Origin of the sequence: Uliginosibacterium sp. 31-12, from assembly GCF_030548425.1 — a bacterium.
Lineage (GTDB): Bacteria > Pseudomonadota > Gammaproteobacteria > Burkholderiales > Rhodocyclaceae > Uliginosibacterium > Uliginosibacterium aquaticum.
The window spans coordinates 339,416-356,389 of sequence record NZ_JAUOOA010000002.1; the positions used below are offsets into that span (position 1 = coordinate 339,416).

A 16,974-nucleotide genomic window follows, 5' to 3' on the forward strand; every position below is an offset into this window, starting at 1 on the left:
CCGCCCACGGGTGGCCGTGTACGCATCGGGCCTCTAGCTCATGCCTGGTTAGAGCAGCGGACTCATAATCCGTTGGTGCCGAGTTCGACTCTCGGGGGGCCCACCACTCCATTCACAGAAACCCCGCCAGCGATGCCGGGGTTTCTGCTTTTGTGCGCTCGCCGCAACAGTTTTGTTCCCGAAAACATCAAACAATGTTACCGGTCAACAAATTTCCTCTGGTTCTGACTATATTTGGCGACAAGTTCGGTGGGAAGGTACTTCCCGTTACCGACGCATATAACCAAAGACGTAGAACCAAAGGAGTTGCAGCATGCTTGTTCAGAAAAAACCCGGAATAGCCCTTTTGCTGGCCACCGCAGCCGCCCTTGTTGCCTGCGGTGGTGGAGGCGGTGGTGGCAGCTCATCCACTACAACCACGAGTTCGACAAGCAGCACTTCCTCCAGCACAGCTGCATCCAGCGCATCAACAAGCAGCAATGCAAGCGCCACAGCCACCCTGGTCGGCTCGCTCGGCGCAACGGGCTGGGCCACTTACGGCACCGGCACCACCGGCGGCAACAGCGCCACTACGGCCAAGACCTACACCGTCAGCACCCGCGCCCAGCTGATCCAGGCCCTCTATGGCAACAGCGCCACCATCAACGCTGACGGCAGCATCGCCAGCGGCACCCTCGATAGCAGCGCAAAAATCATCTACGTTTCCGGCGAGATCAGCCTGAATACCAACAAGGCCGGCACTGAGCTGACCGCTGACGACTACCTGACCTACGCCAACGCAGCCAGCTCGACTTGCGCAAGCTATGGCTATACAACCACAGCAGCACTTTGGGCAGCATATTACGCAGCCTATACGCCCAGCGTGTGGGGCAATTCGACCACGGTCAGCGGCACCCCGGAAAGCGCCCGCGTGTGCGCAGCCAATATCCAGAAGAAGGTCGTGCGCCTGTCGATCCCGTCCCATACTTCAATCATCGGCCTAGGCTCGAACGCCAAAATCGTACACGGCCAGCTTTTACTGGATGGCGGCTCCAGCACCTCGGTGGTATCCAACATTGTGATCCGCAACATCAGTTTCGAAGACGCCTTCGACTTCTTCCCGCAATGGGATCCGACCGATTCGACCACCGGGCGCTGGAATTCGGCCTATGACAACATTTCGGTCAACTACGCGACCAACGTCTGGATCGACCACAACACATTCTCGGACGGCAGCCGTATCGATCACGACTACCCGTCGGTATGGACCGACTCAGGCTGGACCGGCAGCGACTTCAAGGTTCAGCACCACGACGGCCTGCTGGATATCACCAAAGCGGCCAACTACGTGACTGCCTCATATAACCACTTCCATGATCACGACAAGTCGATGTTGATCGGCAGCACCGAAACGGCTAGCACCACAGCCGAAAACCCTTCGGTACTGAAAGTAACTTTGCATCACAACTATTTCCAGAACCTTAAGCAACGTCAGCCTCTGGTGCGTTACGGCGTAGTTCATCTGTTCAACAATTACTTCACGGGTGACATGAGCAGTTCGGCAAACTACCCATGGTCAGTGGCATGGTCACAAGCGCAAGGAGCAAAGCTTTACGTCGAGAACAACGTCGTTCAGCTGAGTAATGGCACCCCCACCGGCGCAAATGTGTACAAGGGATCGTCCGGTAGCAAGACTGCGGCCTGCGTGACAACGACCAGCACCAGCACCGAATACTGTTCAGCCTATGCTTGGCACGTTGGCAACATCCTCAATGAAAATGCACTCGATGCCGGCGGTGCCGTCACTGGTGTCACCACAACCAACGTTACAGTCAGCAGCACTCCTTGGTATGCCATCAACGCCACTACTGGCGCCCCCACAGCCAAGCCTTCCGACTTCTACACCTACACTCTGGAAGCCACCAGCAACCTGGCCACAACCATCCCGGCAGGCGCAGGCGCCGGCAAGCTCTAAGTCACCTGTTAAACGCTGAATGACACAGCCTCGCGGCCTTGCGAGGCTGTGTCATTTTCCGCAAAAGCAGGCAAAGCACAGCGCTTATCCCCCTATACTTCCGCCTTTCCGGCAAACACACGGCACGCATGACTGCTTCATTTGCTCTGTTGCGGGTTCACGTCCCGCCACAAGGTCTGACGGATGCCCCGCTCGACTGGCTCGGCCTGAATGGCTCGGGCCAGGCTCAGGCGCGTGGCACCACTTTGCTCGCGGACCTGCCCCCGTCAGACCGCCTGGAATTGATCCTGCCCGCCAGCCGGGTGGCGGCGCATCGTATCGAGTTGCCCGCGCTCACCGGCAAGCATGAAGCGGCGCTGATTCGCCAGGCCCTTGAAGATCGCGCCCTCGGCGATCTGGCCGCCAGCGTGATCGTCAGCGGCGCACGTCAGGACAAACTGATGTGCGTGTGGGTCTGTGAGCGTGCCTGGCTGGAGCGTCAGCTGGCGAATTTTGCCAGCCTGCGCCAGGCCGATCTGCTGACCCCTGAACAAGCCCTGCTCGCGCCCGGCCAGCACGCCGAAACCCCATCGGGCTGGATTTTCCAGCGCGCGCCCGGCGAGTACGGCCTACTGCCTTCACAGAACGTGTTGTTGTCCCTGTGCCCCGATTCCCAGGCCATCGACACCTTGCTGACGGCCCCGCCCATCAATCGCGTAAATCTGCTCGTCGGCCTGCCAGGCTTGCGCCGCGCTCAGGCCAGTTTTTCGCTGGCTCAGCTCAAGCCGGCGCTGTGGCTGCTGATCGCGGCAGCGCTGATCTACCTGCTGGCCCAGACTCTGGAATGGCGCCAGCTCGCTGCCCGCGAGGCCAACCTGCGCCAGTCCATCCGCCAGAACTTCGCTGCCGCCAATCCCGGGGTGCCGATCATCGATCCGATCCTGCAGTGGCGCCAGAGCCGTGGCCAGCCCGGCCAGCAAGGAGGGGATGCTCTCGATCAGCTGGCCCGGTTTGCGGCCCTGAGCGGACTGAGCCTGAAGCCTGCCCGCATTGAATCAGAAGAGGGTCGCCTCAAACTCACCCTCACCACGACTGACGCGAACCAGCTCAAGCCAGTCCTGCAAGGCAAGGGCATCAGTTTCGAGAGCCAGACCACCGACAAGGGTCTGGAACAACTGATCATCAAGATCGACAAGGGGCAGCCATGAAAGACCAGCTGATCCTCTGGCGCAATGGAGCCGAGCGCTACTGGCGCGCGCGCAACCGGCGCGAACAACTGATCCTGATTATCGGCGGCATCGTGCTGGTGATCGCTCTGTACCTGCTGAGTCTTTTCAGCGTGCAGGGCCGCATCGAGTCCCTGCGCCGCCGGCTGCCCGAGCTGGCCCTGAACAGCTTCGAGATCGCCGCCGGCAAGAACACTGCGCCGGTGGCTCCCACCAAGCGCGGTGAAGATCTGCGCAGTGAAGTGTTCCGCATCCTCGCCGAGCAGGGTGTGCAGGCTGAGCTGCGCGGCCTGAGCGCAGAACGCGTGGAAATGACGATGAACGCACGCGCAGGCCAGGCCATCATCAACAGCCTGAATGCCATTCGCCTCACCGCCGGTGCCCGTATCACCAGCCTGCAGATCCGCACCCTGGAATCCGGAGAGCAAGCTGAAGCCACGGTGATCCTGGAGCGTCGCCGATGAAAAAGCCCCTAACCTGGATTCTCCTGGCACTGGCGCTGAGCCTGCTCTTGCTGGTGGCCCGCTTCCCGGCCGGCCTCGCCGCGCGTTTTTTACCGACGGACATCGCCTTGGCCGGGCTGGAGGGGAGCCTCTGGCAGGGCCGCGCCACCGCGCTCGGTTACAAGGGCATCGTGGCCCAGCAAAAGCTGGCCTGGCAATTCCAGCCCGCCGCCCTGTTCAAGGGGCAACTGGCTTGGGCGCTACAAAGCGAGCATGCCGGACGCCCCGGCAAGCTGCGCGCCGTGCTCGGTTTTCGTGGCCCCGTGATCGAAGGCCTGGAGCTGAGCCTGCCACTGGAGCCGCTGACTCAGTTCAATCCGACACTCGCCGGCGTGCGCCTGCGCGGCGATCTGTTCGTACAGAGCGAGCGCCTCACGCGCGGCGAACCGATCAACGTGAGCGGCCGCATCGAACGCGTCAGCTCAGCCATGGCAGGTGAAGTCACGTCGCTCGGCAGCTACCAGTTCCGTGTCACGGCGAATGCTGCTGGTGCCGGCGCCATCGAACTGAGCCATTTGAGCGGCACCCTGCACGCGCAGGGTGGTGGCAGTTTTGATCTGGCCAAGAACAAGGCCAAGCTGAACCTGCGCTTCAAGCCGGAAGCCGACCTGCCCGGCCTCTCGCCCGTGCTGGCCACCCTGCCGCGCGACGGCGACAGCTATCTGCTGAGCTATCCGCGCTGAACCATGGCAGCCTTCAGCTACAAGGCTCTCGCAGCCGATCAGAAAACTGTCCAACGTGGCCGCATCGAGGCCGACTCGGCTCGTCATGCACGCAGCCTTCTGCGCGAGCAGGGGCTGGCCGTGCTCGATCTGCAAGAGGCCCGTGAAGCCAGCCGCAGCTTGCGCCTGGGCGGGGCCAGCCTGGCGACCCTGACCCGTCAGCTGGCCGGCCTGCTCGATGCCGGGCTGGCGATCGACGAAGCCCTTGCCGTGCTCGCCGAGCAATCCGAAAACAAGCGTGAACAGACCTTGCTGGGCTTGATCCGCCACGATATCGCCTCGGGTGTTTCGCTCTCCGCTGCGCTGGCCCGGCATGAAAAAGTTTTCCCGCCGTTCTACCGTGCCCTGGTGCGTGCCGGTGAGGAGTCGGGCAAGCTGCCCGGCGTGCTGGCGCGCCTGGCGGACTATCTGGAGCGCCGCGAGGAGCTCAAGTCGCGCCTCGCACTGGCCTTCATCTACCCAGCCATCGTGATCTTCGTGGCCACCGCAGTGATCGTCGGCATGCTGACCTGGGTCGTGCCTCAGATGGTGCAGGTCTTCCAGGGTGCCAAGCAGGTGCTGCCGCTGCCCACCCGCCTGCTGTTGGGCATCAGTCACTTTCTGGGCAGCTGGGGCGGCTGGATCCTGTTGCTGCTGATCGTGGCCGTGGTGGCCTTCCTGCGCGCCATGAAAAAAGACGATTTCCGCCAGCGCGTGCATGCCTGGCGACTGACCCTGCCCTGGTTCGGCAAGCTGGAGCGCAGTGCCGAAACCGTGCGCTTTGCCAGCACCCTGGCGATCCTCGCCGGCAGCGGCGTGCCAGTGCTCAGCGCGATGGCTGCGGCCAGCGGCGTGATGAGCAACCTGCCGCTCAAGCGTGCCGCCGAGCAAGCCGCCCGCCAGGTACGCGAAGGCATGTCGCTGGCACGCGCGCTCGAAGCTGCGAAATCTTTCCCGCCTATCCTGGTGCATCTGGTGGCCAGCGGCGAAGCTACCGGGCGTCTGGACACCATGCTCGAACGCGCCGCAGCCGAGCAATCCTCCGGCCTGTCACGCAAGGTCGAAACCTTTTCCCAGTTGCTGGGCCCTGCCGTGGTGCTGGTGATGGGCGCAGTCGTATTGTTCATCGTGCTGGCAATCCTCTTGCCGGTGTTCGAAATGAATCAGCTGATCAAGTAGGAGACAGGCAACATGCAAGCTCGCAAGCGCAACACCGGCTTCACCCTGATCGAGATCCTCGTGGTGGTTTCGATCCTCGCCATCCTCGGCGCCCTGATCGTGCCGAAGATCATGGATCGACCCAGCGAAGCCAAGGTCGTCGCCGCCAAGCAGGACATCAACTCCATCGTGGCCGCGATGAAGCTCTACAAGCTCGACAACGGCCGCTATCCCACCCAGGGCCAGGGCCTCCAGGCGCTGGTCAGCAAGCCCAGTGGCGATCAGGTACCCACCAACTGGAAAAGCGGCGGCTATCTGGAGCGCCTGCCCAAGGATCCTTGGGGCAATGACTACCTGTACCTGAACCCGGGCCTCAAGGGTGATATCGACGTGATGAGCTACGGTGCCGACGGTCAATCAGGCGGTGAAGGCTTCGACGCCGACATCAGCAACGCCACACCCTGATTCCACGCAGCACCATGCGCCGCCCGGCCACAGGCTTTACCCTGCTCGAGTTGCTGGCCGTAATGGCCCTCGTGCTCATCGTGTTGGGCATTGCTGTGGTGCGTCTGGATGATTCGGGCGAGCGCATCACTCGCGGCCAGGCTGAAGAGCTGAGTATTCGCCTTGAAGCGGCACGCGATGAAGCCGTCTACAGCGCCCGCCCAGTGGCTTTTTCGAGTGATGGCGCAGGCTATCAGTTCTGGCTCGGCGACAGCGGGCGCAAGCAGTGGATGGCCATGCCGGCCACCAGCGATCTGCGCCCGCAAGCCCTGCGCGGTGACGTGCACATCCTGAAGCAGCGGGTCAATGGACGCGAAAGTCCGCTCGGCGAGCGCCTGGTGTTTGCTGCAGACGGCCTCTCCGAACCCTTCAGCCTGACCCTCGAGGGCGGCCAGGCCCGGGTGCAGGTGATTGCCGATGCGCTCGGCCGCATCACAGTGGAAACGGTGCCCGACGATGCGCCCTGAGATCAGCTTGCGCCCCACCGGGGGCTTCACCCTGCTTGAGGTGGTGATTGCCCTGGCCATCATCAGCATTGCGCTGGCCGCCGCCATACGGGCCAGCAGCTTCGGAGCTGAACGTGCCTGGGATCTGCAGCAACGCACGCTGGCCGGCTGGGTTGCCAGCAATGTGACGAATGAAGTCTTCGCCACCCGCAGCTTCCCCGAAATGGGTGCCGAAGAGGGCAAGGCCAGCCAGGGCAGGCATGAATTCATCTGGCGCCGCGAGATCGGCCCCACCCCGAACCTGAGCTTCCGGCGCATGGAAGTGAAGGTTTTTTCGGTTTCGAAGCCCGAGGACGTGATGGCCCGCCAGATCAGCTACGTCGCCCGGGTAGGCAACTGAGCCATGCGCAACCGCGGTTTTACGCTTATCGAAGTCATGGTCGCGCTGGCCGTATTCGCCATCGTGAGCCTGCTCGCCTGGCGCGGGCTGGATCTGATGACCACCTCGAAAGCCCGCTTGGATGCTGAAATGCGCGGCTGGCGCGAGCTGGAAATGGTGTTCGAGCGCCTCAACATGGATCTCACCCAGATCGCGCCACGCAGCTGGACCGACACCGATGGGCGGGTTCGCTCGCCGGTGCAGGGCCAGATGTCGGACTCCGGCGAATCCTGTCAGCTCGATCTGCTGCGCTTCGGCGCCGATCAGGAACCAATCCATGCCCGCTATCGCCTCACCAAGGGTCGCCTGGAGCTGGAGTTCCCCGTCTTCGCCTATTCCGCGGCAGCCTCCCAGCCGGCGGCCAGCGAGCAGAAGCCTAATCTGCTGCTCGAAGGCGTGAGCGCCTGTTCGCTGGAGTTCATCGATCGCAGCAATGCCAGCCACAAGAAATGGCCGACCGAAGACCTCGCCGACATGACCCGTCCACGGGGCCTGCGCCTGCACCTCACCCTTGAAGGGCGCGGCGAGTTTGCCCGTACCTACTACCTGCCATGAACGCCGGCCGCCCTGCTCCACCCGCCCAGCGCGGTGTCGCGCTGATCGTCTCGCTGCTGGTGGTGGCCATCGTCGCCGCAATGGCCTTGCTGTTCACCGCACGCCAGCAACTGTGGATGCGCCAGATCGAGAATCGCAACAATTTCAGCATGGCGCAGGGTGTCGCCATTGCCGCCATCAACATGACGCGTCTGACGCTACGCGACGACGCACGCAACAATCAGGTCGACCACCTGCTCGAGCCATGGACCATCCCGATCCCGCCGGTGGCCGTGGAAGAAGGCCGGGTTGGCGGGCGGATTGCCGAGATGCAGGGCAAGCTCAATCTCAGCAATCTGCTACCCGCCGCCAATACGGCGGTGAAAGAAGACGACCCCAAGCTGCAGCGCGCCGCCAGCGCCCTCAGCGTGAGCACGCGTGATCTGGCCAGCTTGCTGACCCAGTTCGTCGCCCTGCGCAAACGCGAACCCAACAGCACCCCTGAACTCAGCGAATTGCTGCGCCTCGCAGCGCTCTCGGCCGACAAGGCCGAAACGCTCAAAACCCGTCTGGTGATCCTGCCGGAGAAAACGCCGGTAAATGTGAACTTCGCCAGTGCCGAGGCGCTCCAGGCCAGTATCGAAGGCCTGAGCTCGGGAGACGCCTCCAGCCTCGTCGCCCGCCGCACTGGCAACCCCTACCTGAGTATCGAAGACTTCACCAAGGCTCTGCCGGAGAGCCTGCGCAGCAAGCTCGACCGCCAGGCCGTGGACGTTCAGAGCCGCTATTTCATGATTTATATCGATGCCTGGTTCAACGAGATGCACATGGGCTTTGAAGCCCTCGTCCAGCGCAACGGCAAGGACACGCCCAGCATGCTGTGGATGCGACGCAGCAGTCTGAGCCAGTCCTGAAGACTTTGTGACCGAACCCATATCCTTGCAGCCCGGAAAACGCTAAATTTTCGCCGTGAATATCAGACTCCCTTTCCGACTCCATCGGCCCGCCTTGCGCTGGCGCCCCGACGCCCGCTTCCTCCAGCGCGCGCTCATGGCCCTGACCTTCCTGCTCTTGTGCTGGGCGCTCTCCAGCCTGCTGGCGACCCTGCTCGGCTGGCGCAGCAATGAACCCGCCCTGAGTCTCGCCGCGCCTCCCACGGAAGACGGTGCCAGCGGCCGTCGCGCCCTGCTGCGCTGGTTCGAGCAAGCCCAGGAGGCCGCCCCGGTCAGCCCGCTGGCCAGTCTGCAACTGATCGCCGTCATCGCCGGGCACAACGGCGTGGCCCTGATCGGTGGCATCGAGGCCAGTCCGGTCGCCGTGCAAGCCGGCAAAGAAGCCAGGCCGGGCCTGCGCCTGGTCGAAGTACAGGCCGATCGCGCCATCTTCGAGCAAGCCGGCGTGCGCAACGAACTGGCCTTCCCGCCCGGCGCCACCGCCACGGTCGGCAATCTGCTCAGCCCGGCCCCGGCAGCGCCGCCTGCCGTAGTGCCGGTGAAGCCCGCAGCCAAACCCAGCCCGGCCACCAGCGTGTCGCGTGGGCGCCTCGCCTCGATCGCCCAGAGCGGCAATCTCGGCGCCTGGGACAAGGGACTTGCAGCCTTCCCCGATGGCGGCATCCGCATCACCGCCGCGGCCGAACAGCCCCTCGCTCAGATCCTTAATCTGCGCGATGGCGACATCATTCGTCAGATCAACGAGCGCGAGATCGGGCAGCTTGCCGACATCTCCCTCGTCTATCACTACTTCAGCCAGACCCAGGACGTCGATCTGCAGATCCTGCGGGACGGCAAGCCCGTGCATCTCCAGTACAAGATCCAGCCATGAAAATCAAAACCATCGCCGCCGCCACCCTGCTGTGTTTTGCCTTGTCGGCCCATGCGGCAGACGAGCGGGTGACGCTCAACTTCGTGAACTCCGATCTGGAAGCCACGCTCAAGGCCGTCACCGTCATCACCGGCAAGAGCTTCGTGATTGATCCCAAGCTCAAGGGCACGGTGAATATCGTTTCCAACCAGCCGGTGGATCGAAATCTGGTGCTGCCTATCGTGCAGAGCGCGCTGCGCCAGCAGGGCATCACCCTGATCGACAACGGCACGGTAGTGAAGGTGCTCGCCGAGGGGGATGCCAAGCAGCACGGCAGCCAGATCGTCGGCAAGGGCGCGATCCCGACGGGCGACCGCTTTGTGACCCAGGTCTATCCGCTACGTTACGAATCGGCCACCCAGCTCGCCCAGGTGCTGCGCCCGATGCTTGGCAACAACAGCGTAATCGCCGCCTACCAGGCCGGCAACGTGCTGGTGATCAACGACTACGCCGAAAATCTCTCGCGCATCAATCGTTTGCTGGAGCACCTGGATCAACCCTCGGGCACCAACGTATTCCAGATCCCGGTCAAGCACGCTTCGGTGCAGGACGTAGCCCAGAACCTCGCTCGCCTGATGCCGGAAGTGGTGCTGCAAGGCACCGCAGCACCGGTGCCAGTGCCCGATGGGGTCAAGCGCGTGATGCTGATTACCGACACGCGCAGCAGCCAACTCATCGTGCGTAGCGACAGCACAGCCCACACCGAGCAGGTCAAGCGCATCGTGGATATGCTTGACCAGCCTGGCGCCACCGGCAGTGCCATGAACGTGATCTACCTGCGCAATGCTGAAGCCACGCGCCTGGCCACCACCCTGCGCGGCATCCTGACCGGGCAGGACAGCGGCGGCACCAACTCCAGTCTCTCCGGCGGCGGCTCCTCGGGCAGCAGTGGCAGCAGCACAGGCAGCAGCGCCTCGACCACCGCCGCGTCTTCAGGCGTGCAAAGCGGCCAGAGCACCGGCAACACGGCCACCTCGGTCAAGATCGACGGTGTGAACGTGATGATCCAGGCCGACGCGGTCACCAACTCCCTGATCATTACCGCACCGGACAAGATCTACCGCGACATCCGCGCCATCATCGAGAAGCTCGATGTGCGCCGCGCCCAGGTTTACGTCGAAGCCATGATTGCCGAGGTGAATGTTTCCAAGACCGGCGAATTCGGCTTCCAGTGGATGGTCGCCGGCGGCAATAACAACCTGACCGGGGGGCTGATCTCCTCGATCTCGGGGGGTGCCAACAGCATTGCAACCATCGCCAATGGCCTCATTGCCGGCAGTGCCACCGTTCCGGAAGGCGTCAACATCGGCGTGTTCAACGGCGACCCAACCAACGGTACCGCCACCCTGGGCCTGCTGGCCACTGCGATCCAGAAGTCAGGCGACGGCAATGTGCTCTCCACGCCGAACCTGCAGACCCTGGACAACGAAGAAGCGCGCATCGTGGTCGGCCAAAACATCCCGATCATCACCGGCACCCAATCCTCCACCGGCTCCAACCAGAACCCCTTCACCACCGTGGAGCGGCGTGACATCGGTATCAAGCTCAAGATCAAACCGCAGATCTCCGAAGCCGGCGCAATTACCCTGAACGTGGCTCAGGAAGTCTCCAGCATCGATACATCGGTGAATACCAGCGGCACCGGCATTGCCACCAAGGTGCGCACCATCGAGACCAAGGTGCTCGTCGATGATGGCCAGATCGTCGTGCTCGGCGGTCTGATCGATGACCGTCAGTCCACCACGGACAACGGCATCCCGATCCTCATGGACATTCCCTACCTGGGCAATCTGTTCCGCTACCGCACCCGCGAGCGCCAGAAGGTCAACCTGATGGTCTTCCTGCGTCCGGTGATCCTGCGTGACAGCACGGCCAACAACAACCTTGCCAACGAACGCTACGCCTATCTGCGCGCGCGCCAGGCTGAGTACAGCCCGGAAAGCAGCTGGGTACTGCCGAATTTCCCGAACACCCAGTTGCCGGAGCGCGACAGCCTCGTCAAGGGCAAAGGGCTCGATCCGGACCGCACAGTGCCGGCCACAAACATTCCGGCCCCCGCCAGCGAAGCACTCCAGGCAGCCCCCAGCGCTCCCGCCGAGGCGCCGAAAGCACCATGAGCGAGCGCCTGATCAGTTTTGCCCATGCCCGCGAATACGGGCTGTTTGATGGCGACCCGAATGAGGATGGCCAGTTACCGGTGTGCTTCCGCGAAGGCGGCGACTTCGGCATGCTGGCCGAACTGCAGCGTGTCGCAGGACGCCCGCTAGCGCTCGAAGTGCTCCCGGTGGAACGCTTCCAGCAACGCCTGAGTGAAGCGTTCAATCAGGGCGGCACACGGGCCTCGCGCATGGTGGAAGACATCGCCGACTCGGTCGATCTCTCCAGCCTGCTCGAGGAAATGCCCGAAACGCAGGATCTACTGGAGGCCGAGGAGAATGCCCCGGTCATCCGACTGATCAATGCCTTGCTCACCGAGGCCCTGCGCGAAGGCGCCTCCGATATTCACTTCGAGCTCTTCGAGTCCCGCGCCACGGTACGTTTTCGTATCGACGGCGCATTACGCGACGTGATCGAACCGCAGCGCGGCCTGCATGCGGCCATCGTGTCGCGGATCAAGATCATGGGCGGGCTGGACATCGCCGAGAAGCGCCTGCCTCAGGATGGTCGCATCACCCTGCGCCTGGCCGGCCGGCCGGTGGATGTGCGAGTGTCGACACTACCCACCGCCCACGGTGAACGCGTAGTGCTGCGCCTGCTCGACAAATCCGCCAACCGGCTGGATCTGGACAGCTTGGGCATGCCGCCGCAAACGCTCACCCGCCTGCAGGGCCTGCTTGCCCAACCGCACGGCATCCTGCTGGTCACCGGCCCCACCGGCTCGGGCAAAACCACCACCCTGTACGCGGCACTGGCGCAGATGGATGCGCGCGAGCTGAACATCATGACGGTCGAAGATCCGATCGAGTACGAGCTCGACGGCATCGGTCAGACCCAGATCAACTCGCGCATCGAGATGAGCTTCGCGCGTGCGCTGCGGGCCATCCTGCGGCAGGATCCGGACGTGATCCTGATCGGCGAAATCCGCGACCTAGAAACCGCCCAGATCGCCGTGCAGGCCTCGCTCACCGGCCACCTGGTACTGGCCACCCTGCACACCAACGACGCGCCAAGCGCCATGACCCGTCTGGTAGACATGGGCGTCGAACCCTTCCTGCTGGCCTCATCCAGTATCGGGGTGCTCGCGCAACGCCTGGTCCGCCGTCTGTGTCCGGCTTGTCGGGTAGCCTACGAGCCTGATGCCGCCGAGCAAAAGCTTCTCGGCATCGGCCCCGAGCACCTTATCTACCGTGCCTGTGGCTGTGAGGCGTGTGCCCAGACTGGCTACAAGGGTCGCGGCGGCATCTATGAGCTGATGGTTTTCGACGAGAACACGCGCAGCCTGATTCACGATGGTGCCAATGAGCAAACCCTGCGCACCCACTCTGCCTCGCATGGCATGCAGAGCCTGCGTGAAGACGGCTTTGCGAGGGTCCGCGCGGGCTACACCGCGGTGGACGAGATCCTGCGCGTCACCCGCAGTGAGTCTGGCGACTGAAAAGCTGCACGCCCCGCCCCAAAGCCGGCTCATGCCGGCTTTTTTCTTGCCTGCTGCTCAGGGCTCGGAGGCGTGACACCGAACATCAAATCGCCATCCTCCAGACGAAAAAAAGCCACCCGAAGGTGGCTTTCGTTTACCGAATACGGCGCGAATCAGGAGCCGGACAGCTGGATGCCGGCAGCAGCGGCATCGTAGCGGTGACGATTCACGATACGCTTGTCGCGCGGGTGGGTACCCGGCACGGCGGAGATCAACGCCTTGGTGTAGGGGTGATCCGGGTTCGAGCAGATCTTCTCTGCCGGACCATGTTCCACCACTTGCCCCTTGTACATCACGGCCACGCGGTCGCAGAAGTAACGGATCACGCCGATATCGTGCGAGACCAGGATGAACGAGAGGTTCAGCGTGTCTTGCAGATCCAGCAGCAGATCCAGCACTTGCGAGCGCAGGGTCACGTCCAGCGCCGAGGTTGCTTCGTCGGCGATGATCAGACGCGGGCTCAGGGCCAATGCGCGGGCGATACCGATACGCTGACGCTGACCACCCGAGAAGGCGTGCGGGTAACGTTCCATCGCGCCGGCCGGCATGCCGACCATGGCCAGCAGCTCTTCGGTACGCTTGCGCAGCGCTTCACCCGTATGGGTGCCGGCCACCAACAGCGGCTCACCAACGATCTGACCGATCGTCATGCGGGGGTTCAGCGAAGCGAACGGGTCCTGGAACACCATGCGGATTTCACGGTGGACCTGGCGCAGCTCATGCGTACCAGCCTTGGCCAGATCGGCGATGCGACCATCAGCCATGCGGAACAGCACTTCACCGCCCGAGCAGGACAGCACGCGGATCACGCAGTTGCCCAGGGTGGTCTTGCCGGAGCCGGATTCGCCCACGATACCCAGGTTCTCGCCTTCGAACACGTCCAGCGAGACGTTGTCCAGAGCCTTGAACGGGGGGTTCGGCTTGCCCATGAAGTTCGAACGGGCCGGGTAAATCTTCGACACGTTGCGGATTTCCATCAGCTTCTTGTCCGTCACACGCGAACCGCGAGCGGCACGGGCCGACGTTTCCAGCTTGCGCACGGAGTCGATCAGGGCCAGCGTGTAGGGGTGCTTGGCTTCGTAGAAGATCTCTTCAGCGGAACCGAACTCCAGCATCTTGCCGTTCTGCATCACGCCGATTTCGTCAGCGATCTCAGCCACCACGCCCATATCGTGCGTGATGAACAGCACGGCCATGCCGTAGGAGGTCTGCAGTTCCTTGATCAGCGCCAGGATTTCAGCCTGGGTGGTCACATCCAGAGCGGTGGTCGGCTCATCAGCGATCAGGATCTTCGGGTTGCAGGCCAGCGACATGGCGATCATGGCGCGCTGACGCATACCGCCCGAGTACTCGAAGGTGTACTTGTCGATGGCAACCTGCGGGTTAGGAATCTCCACGCGGCGCAGCAGTTCGATGGCACGGGTGCGAGCTTCGGCCATGTCAACGTTCTGGTGCAGCAGGATGGTTTCGCAGATCTGGTTGCCGATGGTGTGGATCGGCGACAGCGAGGTCATCGGCTCCTGGAAGATCATGGAGATTTCATGACCCCGGATGGAGCGGATTTCCTTGCCGCGCTCGTGCAGCTGAGCGAGATCGACCCCCTTCGGATCCTTGCCGTAGTACATCATCGAACCACCCTGGATCTTGCCGGGAGGGTCAACAATCTGAAGGATGGAGCGCGCCGTCACCGACTTGCCCGAACCCGATTCGCCCACGATACACAGCGTCTTGCCGCGCATCATCTTGAAGCTGATGTCATCAACGGCCTTCACAGCCTTCTCGCCCGTACCGAAGTAGGTGCGGAGGTTGCGAACGTCGAGAATGATGTCGCTAGTTTGGTTTGCAGTATTCACGTTATCAACCAATCCTGGAATTAATGCGAGTACGGGTCAGCAGCATCACGCAGACCGTCACCGAAGAAGTTCATGGCCAGCACGGCGAGCACGGTTGCCACGCCAGGCAGGAACAGCCAGGGAGCAGCCGAGATCACGCTGATCTTCTGTGCGTCCTTGAGCAGCACGCCCCAGGAGATTGCCGGCGGTTGCAGACCGAGGCCCAAGAAGGACAGGGTCGTTTCAGCCAGAATCATCGACGGAATGGCCAGCGTCACTGCAGCAATCACGTGGGAAGCCATCGACGGCAGCATGTGACGGAAGATCACACGGCCTTCGGAACAGCCGTCCAGCTTGGCAGCGATCACGAACACTTCACCGCGCATGGCGAGGAACTTGCCGCGCACAACCCGTGCGAGGTGGGTCCAGCCGATCAGCGAGATAATGACCGTCACCGAGATGTAGACCAAGTGCGGAGGCCAGTTTTTAGGCATGGCAGCAGCCATGGCCAGCCAGATCGGAATGGTCGGTAGCGACAGGATGAATTCCACCACGCGCTGAATGAACCAGTCGATCTTGCCACCGTAGTAACCCGAGATACCACCGAGCACGATACCCAGCACGGTCGACAGGATCACACCGATCAGACCCATGGAGAGCGTGAAACGCGCACCGTAGATCACACGCGAGAACATGTCGCGGCCCAGGCGGTCTGAACCGAACAGGAAGACTTTCTCGCCTGCTTCAGCCGGGCCGAAGAGGTGGAGGTTGGTCGGCACCAGACCCAGCATCTTGTACTCGAAACCGGGCACGAAGAAGCGGAGGTAGGTCCGCTCATCCGTGTCGACATAAGTCGGCTTCAGGGTTTCCGGATCGCGGGTCAGCTTGAACTTGGTCACGTAAGGCTTGAAACCATCGAACTTGACCATCTGCGGCGGCTGATAAACCGTACGCGAGCTGGGATCTTCCGGGTCGAAGGGCGACAGGAACTCTGCGAACACCGCCACGACGTACAGGAAGGCCACGAACATCATGCTCCAGTAAGCCACTTTGTGCTTCTTGAAGCGAGCCCACATCAGCTCCCACTGCGAGGCGTATTCGATACCGCCACGCAGGTTGGCCATATTGACCGTTGCGGCCGCCGGTTCCGCCGCGGCGGCAGCGGCCACGGTCGTTGCTTGTTTGTTTTCTGCGCTCATTGTTCCAACCTAATACGCGGATCGAGGATGACGAGAAGGATGTCGGAAATCAGGGTGCCGACCACGGTCAGCGCACATACCACCAGCAGAATCGTGCCGGAGAGATAGATATCCTGAGACATCAGGGATTGGAACAGCATCGGGCCAACGGTTTGAAGGTTCAGCACGATGGAGGTGATCACAGCGCCCGACACCAGGCTCGGCAGGATCCAGCCGATCGAGGACACGAAGGGGTTCAGGGCGATGCGCACCGGGTACTTCAGCAACAGCTTGGTTTCGGACAGGCCCTTGGAACGGGCGGTCACGACGTAGGGCATGTACAGTTGGTCGATCAGGTTGGCGCGCAGAATACGGATCAAACCAGCGGCCGATGCTGCACCCATGATGATCATCGGGATGATCAGATGCTTGCCAAGGTCAGCCACACGAGCCAGGGACCACGGGGCGTTCTGGAATTCGCTGGAGAACAGGCCGGTTACGTCCATACCGTAATACTTCTGGGCAACGAACATCATCACCAGGGCCAGCAGGAAGTTGGGCACTGCCAGGCCGATGAAACCCACGAAGGTGAAAACATAGTCGCCAATCGAGTAACGCTTGACGGCGGAATAGATGCCGATCGGCAGGGACAGGGCCCAGGTGAACAGCATTGCGGAAAGGGACAGGATGAGGGTCAAGCCGATACGCTCGCCAACCAGATCCTTAACAGGGGATTGCCATTCGAAGGAATAGCCGAAATCACCCGTCACAACACCCGTGATCCAGTGGAAATACTGGACGATCATCGGTTGATCAAGACCAAAGCGATGACGCAATTCAGCCATCTGGTCCGGAGAAAGGGTTTCGCCAGAGGAGGCCACCATGGCGGCATAACTGTCGACGAAGTCGCCCGGAGGCGCCTGAATCAGGAGGAATACCGTCAGCGACACCATGAACATGAATGGAATCGCCGAGAGCATGCGTTTGAATATGTAGTTAAGCACGGCTTGACTCTCTAAG

The 16,974-nt window shown here is 62.2% G+C and carries 16 protein-coding genes and 1 tRNA gene; 14 read left to right on the forward strand and 3 right to left on the reverse strand.

Going from position 1 to position 16,974, the window contains the following annotated elements:
- Positions 1–27: 27 nt before the first annotated feature.
- From Q3Y64_RS06760 to gspE, 14 genes are all read left to right on the forward strand, one after another.
- Positions 28–106, forward strand: a tRNA-Ile gene (locus Q3Y64_RS06760).
- 207 nt (positions 107–313) lie between these two features.
- Positions 314–1,954: a polysaccharide lyase family 1 protein gene (locus tag Q3Y64_RS06765; protein WP_303560560.1), complete on the forward strand. Its 1,641-nt coding sequence runs from the start codon at positions 314–316 to the stop codon at positions 1,952–1,954.
- Between the two features lie 128 nt (positions 1,955–2,082).
- Entirely contained in the window at positions 2,083–3,141 is a 1,059-nt protein-coding gene (gene gspL / locus Q3Y64_RS06770) for a type II secretion system protein GspL (RefSeq protein WP_303560561.1), read from the forward strand.
- Positions 3,138–3,623, forward strand: coding sequence for a type II secretion system protein GspM (gspM, locus tag Q3Y64_RS06775; protein ID WP_101941495.1), 486 nt, complete (start codon positions 3,138–3,140; stop codon positions 3,621–3,623). Before gspL ends, gspM begins: the two co-directional genes overlap by 4 nt.
- Positions 3,620–4,345, forward strand: coding sequence for a type II secretion system protein N (gspN, locus tag Q3Y64_RS06780; RefSeq protein WP_303560562.1), 726 nt, complete (start codon positions 3,620–3,622; stop codon positions 4,343–4,345). The genes gspM and gspN overlap by 4 nt, the downstream gene beginning before the upstream one ends.
- A gap of 3 nt (positions 4,346–4,348) precedes the next feature.
- Positions 4,349–5,542 (forward strand): type II secretion system inner membrane protein GspF, encoded by a 1,194-nt coding sequence (gene gspF, locus Q3Y64_RS06785; protein WP_303560563.1) that lies wholly within the window; start codon positions 4,349–4,351, stop codon positions 5,540–5,542.
- A gap of 12 nt (positions 5,543–5,554) precedes the next feature.
- Complete coding sequence (gene gspG, locus Q3Y64_RS06790) at positions 5,555–5,986, forward strand: type II secretion system major pseudopilin GspG (RefSeq protein WP_101941498.1); 432 nt, start codon at positions 5,555–5,557, stop codon at positions 5,984–5,986.
- A 14-nt stretch (positions 5,987–6,000) separates the two neighbouring features.
- Positions 6,001–6,492, forward strand: coding sequence for a GspH/FimT family pseudopilin (locus Q3Y64_RS06795; protein ID WP_101941499.1), 492 nt, complete (start codon positions 6,001–6,003; stop codon positions 6,490–6,492).
- Positions 6,482–6,871, forward strand: a complete 390-nt coding sequence (gene gspI / locus Q3Y64_RS06800; protein WP_158239162.1) for a type II secretion system minor pseudopilin GspI — start codon at positions 6,482–6,484, stop codon at positions 6,869–6,871. Before Q3Y64_RS06795 ends, gspI begins: the two co-directional genes overlap by 11 nt.
- Positions 6,872–6,874: 3 nt before the next feature.
- Positions 6,875–7,465, forward strand: a complete 591-nt coding sequence (gene gspJ / locus Q3Y64_RS06805) for a type II secretion system minor pseudopilin GspJ (RefSeq protein ID WP_101941501.1) — start codon at positions 6,875–6,877, stop codon at positions 7,463–7,465.
- Positions 7,462–8,358, forward strand: coding sequence for a type II secretion system minor pseudopilin GspK (gspK, locus tag Q3Y64_RS06810; RefSeq protein WP_303560564.1), 897 nt, complete (start codon positions 7,462–7,464; stop codon positions 8,356–8,358). Before gspJ ends, gspK begins: the two co-directional genes overlap by 4 nt.
- 136 nt (positions 8,359–8,494) lie before the next feature.
- On the forward strand, positions 8,495–9,268 hold the full coding sequence (locus tag Q3Y64_RS06815) for a hypothetical protein (protein WP_303560565.1): 774 nt from the start codon (positions 8,495–8,497) through the stop codon (positions 9,266–9,268).
- Positions 9,265–11,424 carry a type II secretion system secretin GspD gene (gene gspD, locus Q3Y64_RS06820; RefSeq protein ID WP_303560566.1) on the forward strand — a complete coding sequence of 720 codons (2,160 nt, stop codon included), beginning with the start codon at positions 9,265–9,267 and terminating at the stop codon, positions 11,422–11,424. The genes Q3Y64_RS06815 and gspD overlap by 4 nt, the downstream gene beginning before the upstream one ends.
- Positions 11,421–12,902 (forward strand): type II secretion system ATPase GspE, encoded by a 1,482-nt coding sequence (gene gspE, locus Q3Y64_RS06825; RefSeq protein WP_101941505.1) that lies wholly within the window; start codon positions 11,421–11,423, stop codon positions 12,900–12,902. The genes gspD and gspE overlap by 4 nt, the downstream gene beginning before the upstream one ends.
- A gap of 155 nt (positions 12,903–13,057) precedes the next feature.
- On the opposite strand, the gene Q3Y64_RS06830 is transcribed toward gspE, so the two are convergent.
- From Q3Y64_RS06830 to Q3Y64_RS06840, 3 genes are read right to left on the reverse strand one after another with little or no spacing between them, the layout of a single operon-like run.
- Complete coding sequence (locus tag Q3Y64_RS06830; protein WP_254048199.1) at positions 13,058–14,797, reverse strand: ABC transporter ATP-binding protein; 1,740 nt, start codon at positions 14,795–14,797, stop codon at positions 13,058–13,060.
- Between the two features lie 20 nt (positions 14,798–14,817).
- Complete coding sequence (locus tag Q3Y64_RS06835) at positions 14,818–15,975, reverse strand: ABC transporter permease (RefSeq protein WP_216821664.1); 1,158 nt, start codon at positions 15,973–15,975, stop codon at positions 14,818–14,820.
- A complete protein-coding gene (locus Q3Y64_RS06840) occupies positions 15,972–16,958 on the reverse strand; it encodes an ABC transporter permease (RefSeq protein WP_101941507.1) in 987 nt (328 codons plus the stop codon). Before Q3Y64_RS06840 ends, Q3Y64_RS06835 begins: the two co-directional genes overlap by 4 nt.
- Between the last annotated feature and the right edge of the window lie 16 nt (positions 16,959–16,974).

Bases quoted from the DNA above. Each gene is read 5' to 3' on its own strand.
- gspG (WP_101941498.1), top strand. From the start codon at position 5,555: ATGCAAGCTCGCAAGCGCAACACCGGCTTCACCCTGATCGAGATCCTC.
- gspJ (WP_101941501.1), top strand. From the start codon at position 6,875: ATGCGCAACCGCGGTTTTACGCTTATCGAAGTCATGGTCGCGCTGGCC.
- gspE (WP_101941505.1), top strand. From the start codon at position 11,421: ATGAGCGAGCGCCTGATCAGTTTTGCCCATGCCCGCGAATACGGGCTG.
- Q3Y64_RS06765 (WP_303560560.1), top strand. From the start codon at position 314: ATGCTTGTTCAGAAAAAACCCGGAATAGCCCTTTTGCTGGCCACCGCA.
- gspF (WP_303560563.1), top strand. From the start codon at position 4,349: ATGGCAGCCTTCAGCTACAAGGCTCTCGCAGCCGATCAGAAAACTGTC.
- Q3Y64_RS06835 (WP_216821664.1), bottom strand. From the start codon at position 15,975: ATGAGCGCAGAAAACAAACAAGCAACGACCGTGGCCGCTGCCGCCGCG.
- gspL (WP_303560561.1), top strand. From the start codon at position 2,083: ATGACTGCTTCATTTGCTCTGTTGCGGGTTCACGTCCCGCCACAAGGT.
- gspK (WP_303560564.1), top strand. From the start codon at position 7,462: ATGAACGCCGGCCGCCCTGCTCCACCCGCCCAGCGCGGTGTCGCGCTG.
- gspI (WP_158239162.1), top strand. From the start codon at position 6,482: ATGCGCCCTGAGATCAGCTTGCGCCCCACCGGGGGCTTCACCCTGCTT.
- gspM (WP_101941495.1), top strand. From the start codon at position 3,138: ATGAAAGACCAGCTGATCCTCTGGCGCAATGGAGCCGAGCGCTACTGG.
- gspN (WP_303560562.1), top strand. From the start codon at position 3,620: ATGAAAAAGCCCCTAACCTGGATTCTCCTGGCACTGGCGCTGAGCCTG.
- Q3Y64_RS06795 (WP_101941499.1), top strand. From the start codon at position 6,001: ATGCGCCGCCCGGCCACAGGCTTTACCCTGCTCGAGTTGCTGGCCGTA.
- Q3Y64_RS06815 (WP_303560565.1), top strand. From the start codon at position 8,495: ATGGCCCTGACCTTCCTGCTCTTGTGCTGGGCGCTCTCCAGCCTGCTG.
- gspD (WP_303560566.1), top strand. From the start codon at position 9,265: ATGAAAATCAAAACCATCGCCGCCGCCACCCTGCTGTGTTTTGCCTTG.